Source organism: Rhodopirellula islandica (assembly GCF_001027925.1).
In the GTDB taxonomy this organism is placed as follows: Bacteria; Planctomycetota; Planctomycetia; order Pirellulales; family Pirellulaceae; genus Rhodopirellula; species Rhodopirellula islandica.
Window position 1 is genome coordinate 61,913 of record NZ_LECT01000050.1, and the last position, 13,338, is coordinate 75,250.

At 57.6% G+C, this 13,338-nt stretch carries 7 protein-coding genes; 5 read left to right on the top strand and 2 right to left on the bottom strand.

Translation table 11 applies throughout. The annotated features are described in order from the left end of the window. Nucleotides 1–141: 141 nt before the first annotated feature. The 5 genes from guaA to RISK_RS25225 all read left to right on the top strand — a co-directional run bounded on the left by guaA (nucleotide 142) and on the right by RISK_RS25225 (nucleotide 11,337). Entirely contained in the window at nucleotides 142–1,734 is a 1,593-nt protein-coding gene (gene guaA, locus RISK_RS25205; RefSeq protein WP_047817150.1) for a glutamine-hydrolyzing GMP synthase, read from the top strand. A 98-nt stretch (nucleotides 1,735–1,832) separates the two neighbouring features. Continuing rightward, complete coding sequence (ettA, locus tag RISK_RS25210; protein ID WP_047817095.1) at nucleotides 1,833–3,512, top strand: energy-dependent translational throttle protein EttA; 1,680 nt, start codon at nucleotides 1,833–1,835, stop codon at nucleotides 3,510–3,512. Between the two features lie 87 nt (nucleotides 3,513–3,599). Next, nucleotides 3,600–3,959 carry a hypothetical protein gene (locus RISK_RS25215; protein WP_047817096.1) on the top strand — a complete coding sequence of 120 codons (360 nt, stop codon included), beginning with the start codon at nucleotides 3,600–3,602 and terminating at the stop codon, nucleotides 3,957–3,959. A 127-nt stretch (nucleotides 3,960–4,086) separates the two neighbouring features. Then, nucleotides 4,087–8,292, top strand: coding sequence for a hypothetical protein (locus RISK_RS25220; RefSeq protein ID WP_047817097.1), 4,206 nt, complete (start codon nucleotides 4,087–4,089; stop codon nucleotides 8,290–8,292). A 552-nt stretch (nucleotides 8,293–8,844) separates the two neighbouring features. Continuing rightward, nucleotides 8,845–11,337 carry a glycogen/starch/alpha-glucan phosphorylase gene (locus RISK_RS25225; RefSeq protein WP_047817098.1) on the top strand — a complete coding sequence of 831 codons (2,493 nt, stop codon included), beginning with the start codon at nucleotides 8,845–8,847 and terminating at the stop codon, nucleotides 11,335–11,337. Between the two features lie 421 nt (nucleotides 11,338–11,758). Here the strand turns inward: RISK_RS25225 and RISK_RS25235 are convergent, their stop codons facing one another. Continuing rightward, the gene (locus RISK_RS25235; protein WP_236696688.1) at nucleotides 11,759–12,262 is read right to left on the bottom strand and encodes a DinB family protein; all 504 of its coding nucleotides are present in this window, start codon (nucleotides 12,260–12,262) and stop codon (nucleotides 11,759–11,761) included. Between the two features lie 134 nt (nucleotides 12,263–12,396). Beyond that, entirely contained in the window at nucleotides 12,397–13,335 is a 939-nt protein-coding gene (locus RISK_RS25240) for an alpha-1,2-fucosyltransferase (protein WP_047817101.1), read from the bottom strand. Nucleotides 13,336–13,338 lie beyond the last annotated feature (3 nt).

Here is a 13,338-nt window from a genome sequence, read left to right on the forward strand (position 1 = left end):
CCTGGTGGGCCTCACCCGCCCTGCCCTGCCCCAATCTTCGTGTTCGAACACGCCGCCTGCCTCGCTTGGCCCTTCCCCGTTTCCCCCTTGCTCTTTTACACTGCCGCATTGGCCTTTCCCGCAATTTCCGGCAAGAACACGATGACCTCTTCTGCGAACACCACCTCGCCCGCCATCGCTGAAACGACTTGGCTCACCGAGCAACGCATCCTGGTACTCGATTTTGGATCGCAATACGCGCAACTGATCGCCCGCCGCGTTCGCGAACAAAACGTCTATTGCCAGATTGTTCGCCACGACATCTCCGCCGAACGAATCGCGGAACTGGCTCCCAAAGGCATCATCCTCTCGGGCGGCCCGAACAGTGTTTACGAAGAGGGCGCCCCGAAGTGCGACGAAGGGCTGTTCGACCTGGGCATCCCCGTCCTCGGCATTTGCTACGGAATGCAACTCGCCTGCCAAGCCCTCGGCGGCAAAGTCGACAACACACCCAGCCGCGAATACGGCCGAGCGATGTGCGACTTCGTCGATCGCGATTCGATCTTCCGGGGCATGCAAGAATCCGAACAAGTCTGGATGAGCCACGGTGACCAGGTGTCACAGATCGCCGATCAGTTCACCGCGATGGCCAAGACATCGACCTGCCCCTACGCCGCGATTCGCCACAACGAGCGTCCGGTGTTCGGAATGCAGTTCCACCCCGAAGTCACACACACGCCACACGGCGGCCAAATCCTTCGTAACTTTGTCATCGATGTCTGCGGCTGCGATGGCAGCTGGAAACTGGGTGACTTCGCCGACGCCGCGATTGAATCGATTCGCAAACAGGTGGGCGACAAACGCGTCATCTGCGGGCTGTCCGGTGGAGTGGATTCCTCTGTTGTCGCCGCGTTGCTCTACAAAGCCATCGGGCCTCAGCTCTCCTGCATCCTGGTCGACAACGGACTGCTTCGGAAGAACGAACAACAGATCGTGCTGGAAGAGTTCAGCAACCACTTCAAGACCGACCTGCACATCGTCGAAGCCGAAGACCGATTCCTGACCGATTTGGCTGGCATTGACGAACCACAAGAGAAACGCCGCCGCATCGGGCACGCCTTCATCGAGTGCTTCAAAGACGAAGCCGCTAAAATCGACGGCGCCCACTTCTTGGCACAAGGCACGCTGTACCCCGATGTGATTGAAAGCGGAGCCGACAAGGACGGCCCTGCCGCCACCATCAAGCTGCACCACAATGTCGGCGGACTTCCTGAAGAATTGGGGTTTGAATTGATCGAACCTCTGCGAGACTTGTTCAAAGACGAAGTGCGTCGACTCGGTTTGGAACTGGGCCTGCCCGAACAACTCGTCTGGCGTCACCCCTTCCCCGGCCCCGGATTGGCCGTGCGTTGCTTGGGTGAGATCACCCGAGACAAACTGGTCGTGCTGCGAGAAGCCGACGCGATCGTGGTCGAAGAAATCGAAAACGCAGGACTGTACCGAGAAACCAGCCAAGCGTTCGCCGTTTTGCTGCCAGTCCAAAGCGTCGGTGTGATGGGCGATGCCCGCACCTACGACAACGCCGTCGCAGTTCGCTGCGTCAACACAGACGACTTCATGACCGCGGACTGGAGTCACCTGCCGTACGAACTGCTGGCTCGCATCAGCACCCGAATCATCAACGAAGTCAAAGGCGTCAACCGAGTGTGTTACGACATCAGCAGCAAACCGCCCGCGACGATCGAATGGGAGTGATGCCCGCCACGGCATCCCACCACTAATTCTGTCACTTTGCAATTGAAACAACTGCAACCGTATTCTCCGCCTCCACCTTCAGCCCTCCAAGCGAAAACATGGCCGGTCAATTCATTTACCAAATCACCGACCTGACCAAAAAACACGGTCAACGGAAGATCCTCGAAAACGTCAACCTCGCCTTTTATCCGGGCGCCAAAATCGGTGTGCTCGGCCCCAACGGTGCCGGTAAATCCACCCTGCTGAAAATCATGGCAGGCATGGACACCGAATTCGAAGGCACCGCACGGTTGGGCAAAGGGTTCACGGTCGGTTACCTCGAACAAGAGCCACCCCTGGACCCAACCAAGACCGTTTTTGAAAACGTCCAGGAAGCCGTCGCTGAACGTCAGGCCATCGTCGATCGCTACAACGAGATCAGCGGTCTGCTCGGCGAAGTCACCGACGACGACGAGATGCAAAAACTCTGCGACGAAATGGCGACGTTGCAAGACATCATCGACGCCAACAATCTGTGGGAACTCGATCGCTTCGTCGAAATGTCGATGGCGGTGATGAACCTGCCACCCAAAGACGCCGAGATCACCAACCTGTCCGGTGGCGAAAAACGCCGCGTCGCACTCTGCCAGTTGCTCATTCGCCAACCCGACTTGCTGCTGCTCGACGAACCGACCAACCACTTGGACGCCGAATCCGTTTCCTGGTTGGAACAACACCTGGCCAACTACCAAGGCACCGTGGTGGCCGTCACCCACGATCGCTACTTCCTGGACAACGTTGCTCAGTGGATCCTCGAAGTGGACCGCGGTCGAGGCATGCCGTTCGAAGGCAACTACAGCGCATGGCTGGAAAATCGTGCCAAACGAATGGCCCTGGAAGAGCGTCAACAAAAGGCTCGCGAAAAGAACTTGGCGCGTGAACTGGAATGGATCCGCATGAGCCCCAAGGCTCGCCAAGCCAAGTCCAAAGCGCGGATCAAATCCTACGAGCAAATGTCCGCCGAACAGTTCGAAGATCGTCCCGACGATCTGGAAATCCAAATCCCTTCGGGCAAACACCTCGGATCACTGGTCATCGAAGCTCATCACGTCAACAAAGCGTTTGGCGAAAAGACCTTGATGACGGACATGAACTTTCGCTTGCCACCCGGCGGGATCGTCGGCATCATCGGCCCCAACGGGGTGGGCAAGACGACGCTGTTCAAGATGCTGACCGGAAGCGAACCCGTCGACGGCGGCGAAATCAAAATCGGTGAAACCGTCGACCTCGGCTACGTCGATCAATCTCGCGACAAACTGGATCCCAACAAAACGATCTTCCAAGAGATCAGTGGTGGGCACGATTCGTTTGAAATGGGTGGCCGCGTCATGCACGCTCGCACCTACGTTTCGCGATTCAACTTCAAAGGCCCCGACCAAGAAAAGAAAGTCGGTGTGCTCTCCGGTGGAGAACGCAACCGAGTTCACTTGGCATCGCTGCTTCGCAAAGGCTGCAACGTCTTGCTGCTGGACGAACCAACTAACGACCTCGACGTGGACACATTGCGTGCCCTCGAAGAAGCGATCGCGAACTTTGCGGGCTGCGTTGTCGTGACGTCGCACGACCGCTGGTTCCTCGATCGCCTTGCAACCCATATCCTTGCGTTTGAAGGCGACGGAAAAGTGGTTTGGTGCGAAGGCAACTTCGACACCTACGAACGCAATCGTCGTGAACGCATGGGCGAAGACGCCGACGATGACTCGCCCAAATCCCGATACAAAAGCATTCACGCGGGCTGATCCAGCTTCGCGATCGCAGCCTCCGCGACACTCGCGGAGGCACTCTCTTCATTCACCCATCTGTTTCCTTTCCACCTTTTCAAATTCATGACGATTCTGCGCACAGGCACCAACGAAAAGTACGCCGACGGCTATGCAGCCGCTTTCGGTGGCGGATCCTCCGCCTCGAAAAAAACCGCGAAGAAAGCGACCAAGAAGGCAACGAAAAAAGCCAAGACTCAGCCTGCTCTGTCGAAGAAAAAGGCCGCCAAAAAGTCCGTGAAGAAAGCGGCGAAAAAGAGCGTCAAAAAGGCAGTCAAAGCCAAAGCCGCCACCAAAAAGTCGGTCAAAAAATCAGTCAAGAAGTCTGTCAAAAAGGCAGCGAAGAAATCGGTCAAGAAGCCCGCTAAAAAGTCCGTCAAAAAATCGGCAAAGAAAGCGGTCAAGAAGACCAAGAAGAAGAGCTGAATGCACCCTGAAGAGCGGCCGGGAAAGCCAAGCGTTTTCCCGTGCCCCTCGACACAACAGGCACGTCCTCCACAATGATGTTGCCCCCGCCAAGCATCCCGCCTTCCAACTTCCTTCGGTTCCCTTGATGCCTGCCTCACCGTCCCGCGAACCCAATGGCAACCTGCCCGACCATCAATTGGCCGCCGCAGCCTGGTCGCCGCCCTCGCAGGATGTTCAAAAAGCACTCCAGGCTCTCGTCGGGTACCTGAACTTCTCGTCCGGCCCCGCTCCCACCGCGGCCTTCTTGGCTTGGAACCAAGTTCATGACGAAGCCTCCGGTGGGGACGTTCTGAACGGACCACCGCCCTTCTTGATCATCCGAGATTGGCTGGAAGAAACCGCTCTGTCGTTGAAAGCCAGCTCGCCCGCGTTCTCCAACGTCGATCGCGCTCTCGGCCTGACCAATTTGCTCTGGTCCGGACTGCTGCCCGCCTACCTGGACTTTCACCGTGACCTGCTGTTTCACCAACCGCCTGAACTGATCTTCAACGGTTTCTTCCTGGGACGCTGCGCCGAAGTCATGGTGCAGCAGATCCGCGAAGACGAAACCATCGGCAGCGTCCAAGACGAATCCGAGCGGCTGGGACAAATCATCAGCACGCTCAATGATTACGTCGGCTACCGCCCGGTCGCCGTGCTGGAAAACCGTGCCTGCCAACCCTACGCCCACGAGTTCGTTCGCCCGATCCCGCAAATGATCCAGGGCGCTGGCATCACCGCCGGCCCTTACCGCGAATTGATCGAACGAGCCGTGCTCGCGATCAACGAAGCCCCCGAGGACATCCTGCGTGCCGCCGCAATGGATCCCCAGCAACTGCGAGAGCTCTGCCTGGACCCGCGGGCTTATGATTTCGATCACCCCGTCAATCGTCGGCCCAATTATCACTTCGGCGGATGGGACGAACATGCGATCGATTCCGATGGACGCTACGATCGATTCATCCTTCGAAGCGTGACCCTCGATTCGCTCCTCGCACGGGTCAACGAAACGCCTGACTTGCCTCGCGAGGAACTGCTCGAAGAAGCCGCCTCGGTGCTGGCCGGAACGATGCTGATGGCATCCGGCATCTCCGGTTGGGGACCGGGTTGTTACAGCAGCGATGTGACCCTGCGATCACTGATGGTGCCGATCGCCAATTTCCGCGACGAATTCTACAACTGGCGAATCTCGAGGATTGGTGGCTCGCACGGTCAACGCTTGCTCGACGAAGTCAAAACCCGCCACCAAGCGTTCGGTGCCGCTCGCCAAAACTTGAACGCGGCTCTGGCACGCCGTCGCGCCATCCAGCTGCAACACGTCCAACTGGCTCGCATCTACGCCCGCTTGGGATACCCCGACTCCGCGACCAAACAAGCCGACGTGGTCCCCGCCACCTCCGCTCGTTTGATGTGCCGCATCGATTGCGGGATGACACTGGGACTGCGAGCCCTGCGAACCGATCACTTTCCCGATGCGGTGGAAGTCCCCGAACAAACCTTCGATCTCATCCGCCGCGCGATTGAATGCGGCGCCCTGATGGACCCCTGGGACATCCTGGGATTCACCGGCAACTTCAGTTTGTACCCCGGGATTGAAAACTCGATCCACGACAGCCGACTCGACGAGTTGCTGTACATCATCGAAAACCTGTTTGGTTACATCGCTCGTGTTTGGAGCGAAGCGGCCGCGCGGGACGACGAAGTCGCCTACGAGCGAATGGACCGTCAGTACCGCGAAGTCGCCCAGTGGTGGCGAACCTTCGCCGCACACACGGTCGAGTCCGTCGAAGCAACCGATCCCTGGGAATCGTACGAATCGGCTCGCCTGGTCGCACAAGCCCTGCGTTTGTGGCACCGCGGCGGCGCCCAACGAGGCGACATCGCATTCTGGGCCCCGCACGCCGACCTGTTCGATTCACCACGTGCCTACATGCTGGTGATCTCGGCTTTGCTGGAACGCAAGGACTTCATTCCCGCTCAAGCTCTGTTGATTCACTGGCTTTGCCAAGCCGACCGGGTTGGACTTCGCAGCGGCGCCAACTCGCTGCCTCGATTGGCCGAACGCTGGCTGCTGCAACTCCGCGACCACATGCGAGAGACCCCGCAAGAGCTATGGCCGCGAGTCAACAAATTCTTCGACTACCTCGAAGCCAACGCCGAATCCTTTTGGTCAGCACCATGCTTTGAAGTCGGTGACGAAGAACCTCGCGATCGACGCCGCGACAACTGGGAACAAGAATTGGCGAATGCCAATGACGACCCCACTGATTTGCCGGAAGACGACGAAGAATCGGGTCTGTTCGATGCGGCGTACGAAAACGTCAGCTATCGCGACACAACCGATGATGGCAACGAAGGCTCCATCTTTGATACCAGCAGCGACAGCAGCAGTGTCGATGAACTGGAAGCCGAAGTGAAACGCCTGGCCAGCCGACTCGATTTCTTGCAGTCGCTCGCTCGCATGTGGGCTGTCGGTGCGGACGTCGCTCTGACCGAGATCCACTCCGCGACCGAAGCGGGCACCCAAGTCGAACCAGCGGACTCCTCGGATCCCGTTCGTCGTCAACAACAGATCGAAGCGTTGTCTGCATGGGCACGCCGCGCGGTTGCCAACCGCATCGGCCTGCTCGAACTGCTGAGCGATGTTCGTGCTTACAAGATCAAACCTGCCGGCACCGACAAAGATTCAATGCGAATCTATGATCGCCGCCGCGTTCTCCGCGACAGCCTCATGGAACGGGTCATCACCACCGCGGTGGAAATGGCCGATGCCAGACGCTTGATCGCCAGTGCTTTAGGTGCCCTCCAAGGCAAACTTCCCGAGGACGTCGGGGAAGAGTTTGCCGAGGATGACGCCGGTGCCATTGAGCTGTTCTCGGCACTGATCGCGGGCGATTCGGAACGAGCGCGTGAGCGGTTCCCTGTCTTCATCGAAGCGATCCTCCACCGCAGTCTGCTGTACATCCCGCTGTCCCGCGGCGGCGACCCAGTCAAAATCTATGTGACCCGGCTGAGAGAACGCGTGCTCCGGCACTTGCTGCACTGGCTCCCGCGACGCGGCCTGTTTGCAGAAACCTGTCGCCTGATCGAAACCGCTCGCCAAATGGAACAACGGCATCCAATCGGTGCCGGGGCCGTGACGGAATTTGATGGCTTGTATCGTGCCGGGTACCGATCACTGGTCTGCTCCATCGCCGAAGCCGTGCTGCACGCCACCGCTGGCGAACCGCCCTCCCCTGCCCCCACCGAATCACCATCCGCCTCGCGCGAACTCAGCGTCACCGACCAAGACGCGATCGCCGATCGCTTGATTCCCCTGCTGGAACGGTTGACCGAAACGATGCTGGGCAGCTGGCTGGCCCACAGCCAAACGCTTCGCCTGTCACCACTCGAAGCCGTCAGCGACCCGGCGAAATGGGAACGCTTGATCGAGTTCATTCAGCGTTACGGCGACCCAATCTTCACACAAGGTTTTCTACAACTCAGCAACGTCCGTGCGGTGCTGCACCAAGATGTCTCATCCTGGTTGGAACGAGCCGTGACCGATGGAGACGACTTGCTGGAAGACACGCAGCTCTTCCGAGATCTCGAGCTCGGCAAGATCAAGATCAACGAAGCCTCTCGCTGGATCACGCTGGTGTTCGAATCGTTGCTCGATCACCACGCTGAATACCAAGACTACAACAGCACAACGACCCAAAGCGATCGTGGCGAACTGATCTACACATTCCTCGACTTCTTGCGACTTCGCACGCGTTACGAACGCGTTGCCTGGAACTTGAAACCGATCATGTGGACCCACGAAGTCCTCGTCCGGATGGGACTCGACCAAGCGTCGCTGGGTTGGCGAGAAAGCCTGAACGAACGCATCGCCGCCGAAGCCGAACTGTACGTTCAAAAACTGCGAGAATTGCAACGGCGGCATTCCATGCGCATGCCCACCATCGCCGACCGCATCGAAGAACGCTTCGTTCAACCCATGACCATCGACCGCATGCGATCGTTGGTCGAACCCGCCATGAATGATGCCGAAGCGGACCGCCACAGCGCCGCATTCGAACAACTCGAAGCGGAAGCCAACGAACTTTCACGGACTCCCGTCGGCGTCGGCCTGGATCTTCCGCCGTGGCTGAGCGCTCTGGAAGACGAAGTGGAAAAAATTGGCAAGCGAAACCTGATCAGCGAAATCGACCCGCAAGAACTGATGACGATCCCGGTCAGCCCGCTTTCGCTGGACGAATTGCAAACGCAACTCTCGACCGCCCAAACGCAAGGCCGACGATTGCCTCACATCCGTCGCCGAAAGTCATGATCCGGCCGCCGGCTCAGGCAATTTCGCCCAGCCGATCGAACTAGCCCAGCCGATCGAATCAGCCCAGCCCATCGAATCAGCTCAGCCGATCAGCTGCTTCCGCGTGCGAGCCACCCCGTGCACAGGCCACACCAGTGCACAGGCCATTCAGTGCACAGGCCATTCAGTGCGCCACTTCCCAATGCGACCGCGGAAAGCTTCCGCTGGTCCGCTTCCAGTTGAAATCACGAAGGTTTTCGAAACCGCTTGAAAGTGACGGGCAACTCAAAGGAATCTCAAAAAGTCGAAATTTTTTTGATTCACGGTTCACGCAAAATGAAGCCCCTAAGCCTCCCAGTCAGCGGCCGACACCAAAGACATTGAGAGAAAACAGGGGAGTGATCCGCCCCTCTACCTCGACCAAAACCTCCCATCTTTCCTTTTTCGCCTATCCGCAACAGGTCAGAGGGGGCACTCAAGTGAAGCGGACGGGGTGCCGATCAAGATTGGCTCTCCTTTATCGCACCGATATACTCCCGGCTTCTAGTCTCATCCTTGAAACGTTGAAAATCGATGTCCAATACGCTTTCCGCTCCGCCGAATGCTTCTCCGACCGACACCTCGTTTCCACATCTTGAGCTTTCATCGGAACTAGCGCGTCACTTGACGATCACGCTGGGACACGATTTCACTGGCGACTCAACTGACAAACAAAACAGCGAGTACCTGTACCAGGCATTGGCGATCACCGTCCGAGATCGCCTGGTACCGATCTGGCTGGAAACATGGAAGAAAACTTGCCTGAGTGAGGACCGCAAGGTTTATTACCTGTCGCTGGAATTCTTGATCGGCCGCTCCCTCACCAACGCAGTTGAAAACCTCGACCTGGACGAAGACGTTCGCAAAGCCCTGCGAGCCTACAGTGTCGGAATGGAAGAAGTCGCCGACAAAGAACTCGACGCCGGTTTGGGCAACGGTGGCCTCGGCCGTCTGGCCGCTTGCTTCCTGGACAGCTGCGCCAACCTGCAACTGCCCGTGGTGGGTTACGGCATCCGCTACGAATACGGCATGTTCCATCAACACATCGAAGATGGACGCCAAGTCGAAGACCCCGATCGTTGGCTGCGAGACGGCAACCCTTGGGAAATCAAACGCCCCGAAGACACCCGTCGCGTTCGTTTCTACGGTCGCACCGAAAACTACTACGACGAACACGGGACCCTGCGTCCTCGTTTGGTCGATTCTCACGATGTCTTGGCCGTCCCCTTCGACATGCCTGTCCCAGGCTATCGCAACGACACCGTCAACACCCTGCGATTGTGGAAAGCGTCGACGACCGACGTCTTCAACCTCAGCGAATTCAACGCGGGCTCGTACCCCGAAGCCGTCGCAGCAAAGAACGATGCTGAACAAATCTCGATGGTGTTGTATCCCAATGACGCCAGCGAAAACGGCAAGGAACTGCGTCTGAAGCAGCAGTACTTCCTCGTCTCAGCTTCACTGCAAGACGTGATCGCCCGTTGGGTCGAACAGCACGGCGAAGACTTCAGCGATTTTGGACGCAAAAACTGCTTCCAGCTCAATGACACTCACCCCGCCTGTGCCGTCCCTGAGCTAATGCGGTTGCTGATGGACGAACACGGCTTGGAATGGGACGACGCCTGGGACGTGGTCGCACGTTGCATGGCGTACACCAACCACACACTGCTTCCTGAAGCCTTGGAACGCTGGTCGGTGGCACTGTTCAGTCGCCTGCTGCCACGCCTGCTCGACATCATCTACGAGATCAACGCTCGGTTCCTGAAATTGGTCGACCAGCAATGGCCGGGCGATGTTGCCATGCGTCGCGAAATGTCGTTGATCGAAGAGGGTGACAACCCGCACATCCGCATGGCTTACCTCGCCATCGTCGGCAGTTTCTCTGTCAACGGAGTTGCCGGACTGCACACGCAGTTGTTGGAATCAGGACTGTTCAAACACTTCAACACACTGTGGCCTCGCAAGTTCAACAACAAAACCAACGGCGTGACCCAGCGTCGATGGTTGTCGCACTGCAACCCAGGCCTGCGGGATCTTCTCAACGAAACCATTGGGGAAGGTTGGCAAAAAGACCTGACCAAGATCAAAGAGTTGGCTCCGTTTGCGACCGACGCCGAGTTCCGCAAAAAATGGATCGACGTCAAGCAACAAAACAAAGCTCGCTTGTCCGATTTGGTGGTTGCCGAAACCGGGGTTCGCTTTGACACGTCCTTCATGTTCGACGTTCAAGTCAAACGGATTCACGAATACAAACGTCAACTGCTCAACGTCCTGCACATCGTGCACCTGTACGATCGTATCCTGCGAGGCGAAACAGCCGGCATGGTGCCGCGTTGCGTGTTGATCGGTGGCAAAGCGGCACCCGGCTATCACGTTGCCAAGCTGATTGTGAAGCTGATCAACGATGTTGCGAAAAAAGTCAACAACCACCCCGCTGCCAACGACTTGTTGAAAGTGGTCTTCTTCCCGAACTACCGGGTCTCTTCGATGGAAGTGATCTGCCCGGCAACGGAGTTGTCCGAGCAAATTTCAACCGCGGGCAAAGAAGCCTCCGGCACGGGCAACATGAAATTCATGATGAACGGCGCGCTGACGATCGGAACGCTGGACGGTGCCAACATCGAAATTCGCGAGAACGCGGGTGCGGAAAACTTCTTCCTGTTCGGATTGGATGCTTCCGAAGTGACCGAACTGAAGAAGGACTATCGTCCCAACGACATCATCTCCTCCGATGATGACATCGCCCGGGTGATGAATCTGCTGGAAAGCGGGCACTTCAACCCTGACAACCCAGGTTTGTTCGATCTGTTGACCAGTGGCTTGCGAAGCCCGCAAGACCCTTGGGTGACGATCGCTGACCTGCGGGCTTACTTCGACTCCCAAGCCGAAGTTGGCAAGGCGTACCAGAACGTCGATCACTGGAACGAAATGAGTATCCTGAACACGGCCGGCAGCGGGTGGTTCAGCAGTGACCGAACGATCCAGCAGTACGCTGACGACATCTGGGACGTGCGTCCGCTAAGCTAACCCTGGACTGCGAAATGTTTGAGATTGCAGGTCGCGAACACGGTGCGACTTTTGTCACCTCTCCCTCAGCTTTGCTGGGGGAGAGGTCGAACAGGCCGATGGAGGCCCTGTTCGGGTGAGGGGGCGATTCACAGCAAACCGGCTTTTGGGCCTCGTTTCACATCGCGTGCCCCCTCACCCGGATCTCGCTGAACGCTCGCTCCGACCTCTCCCCCAACTTCGTCGGGGGAGAGGTAACAGCCAAGAAACTGTCCACGAAAACGCTGTGTCAACACCCACTTTTGAACAGCCCAGGCTAGTCCCAATCGCGAACACGGTGGCCTTCTCAGGCTGTTGAGAATGATTTCAGCGGCCGCTTCGCAACGTTTGAACAAGACAAACAAGCGGCCCACGAGAGGCCAGGCCTCCCGGGTTGCGAACGTTACGCCGCGCCGAGCCCCATCGCTCGTCGCCACGCGCTGAATTGGCCCATGTGCATCATCATGTGGCCGCCCAGATAAAAGGCGTGCATTGCACCGATCGTCCCGAACTTGGCTCTCATTCTTTCGTTCGGATTTTCAGGGGCAAACGCGGAATCATCCGCTGTCAGCAGCGTTTCAATCGCGGCTGCGTGCCCCGCGGCAAACTTGGAAAGAATCTCGTCCATCGCCGGGTACAGCTTCCCGTCGGGATCGTCCAAGCATGTCGCCTGAGGCGAAAACAATGCCTCGTACTTCTCCGTTGGAGCAATCGCGGTGGCATCGCACCCCAATTCGCTGACAACCCGCGAAGGGTACAAACTCAAGTGCCCCAGGATAAATGCTGGGTGATTCGATTCGATTGTCTGCCCGCCCACAGTGGCAAAGCGAGCGAATTGTTCGGGGGAAACCCCTGCCATCATCCGATCCGCATAGCCGACGCAAAGCTGAGCGGAATCGGCAATCATTTGACCAATCATGTCTGTTTCTCTAGAAGGAACGAGTCGTTGCTGCTGTTGTAGCCGCCCGCCGATCCCATCGAAAGCCAAGGCTTGTGTTCAGATCGAAGGAGCGGGAGGACAGACCCAAAATGCTCGTCCGATCAAGCAGCCCGACGGCTAATTTCCCGCGATGACCGTTCGGCGAGACTCGCTTCCGAAATCCAATCGTCACATCCCATCGCGGATCCATCCAGCGTCCCTGGATGGAACCAAGGCTCCGGAAAATAGACCCGCCGAGAAGCGTGAGATTGTCCGAGATACGCTCCCCACCAACTGAAGGTGCTGTTGGCGATCACCACATGCCGGCACTGAGCGATCAAATGCAGATCCTCGTGAGCCGTTTGCCCGTCGGTGTGCTGCACCGGCGTGAACGGGATGCCAACGTCCAAGTTGGATTCACACCACGGAACGTCATTTGAAAACAAGTAGAGTTTCAAATCGGTTTCTCGCGCCGCCAAATCCAGCAAGCAACTGCGGTAATAGTCCGCGTCCAACGTCCGGTAGATCTGCTTCGCTTTGGTCGAGGTCACATAGTCACCGCGACGAACATGAATCGCGACGCTGTTTTCGGTGTTCATCTGCTCTGACAACCGCTGGGTCGTCTCGGACGGCGTTTCTCGCAGCCGCAATTCCTCTCGCAGGCTCTCTCTCAATCCGGGAAAGAACTTCTCGCTCTGCCAGTACCCATCCAAGTAGAGATCGCGTTCTGGCGTGATCAGTGACTCCCGAAACCCGAATGGTTTTTCGCGACGAACCGGAAGTGCTCCGACATAACCAGGGACCATCCGTCGTCCGAATTGGTCCCAGGCCCGTCCCACCGGAGTCCGACGAAACTTCCCCGGCACCCGAGAGCGATCGACATCCGACAAACGTGACGCTGAGATGCTGAAATGGTTGATCGCCAGTGGATGCAAGCGATACTCCTCAAACGCGGAGTCATCGATCAGCAACGTTTGATAGGTGCGTCGAGCCAAGGAATGCCCAAACGCATACTGAAACAATTGATTGCCAAGTCCGCCGATCAAACGTGTCACGATCATCGA

Coding starts and splice junctions, on each gene's coding strand:
- RISK_RS25225 (WP_047817098.1), top strand. CDS start 8,845: ATGTCCAATACGCTTTCCGCTCCGCCGAATGCTTCTCCGACCGACACC.
- guaA (WP_047817150.1), top strand. CDS start 142: ATGACCTCTTCTGCGAACACCACCTCGCCCGCCATCGCTGAAACGACT.
- RISK_RS25220 (WP_047817097.1), top strand. CDS start 4,087: ATGCCTGCCTCACCGTCCCGCGAACCCAATGGCAACCTGCCCGACCAT.
- RISK_RS25240 (WP_047817101.1), bottom strand. CDS start 13,335: ATGATCGTGACACGTTTGATCGGCGGACTTGGCAATCAATTGTTTCAG.
- ettA (WP_047817095.1), top strand. CDS start 1,833: ATGGCCGGTCAATTCATTTACCAAATCACCGACCTGACCAAAAAACAC.
- RISK_RS25235 (WP_236696688.1), bottom strand. CDS start 12,262: ATGATTGCCGATTCCGCTCAGCTTTGCGTCGGCTATGCGGATCGGATG.
- RISK_RS25215 (WP_047817096.1), top strand. CDS start 3,600: ATGACGATTCTGCGCACAGGCACCAACGAAAAGTACGCCGACGGCTAT.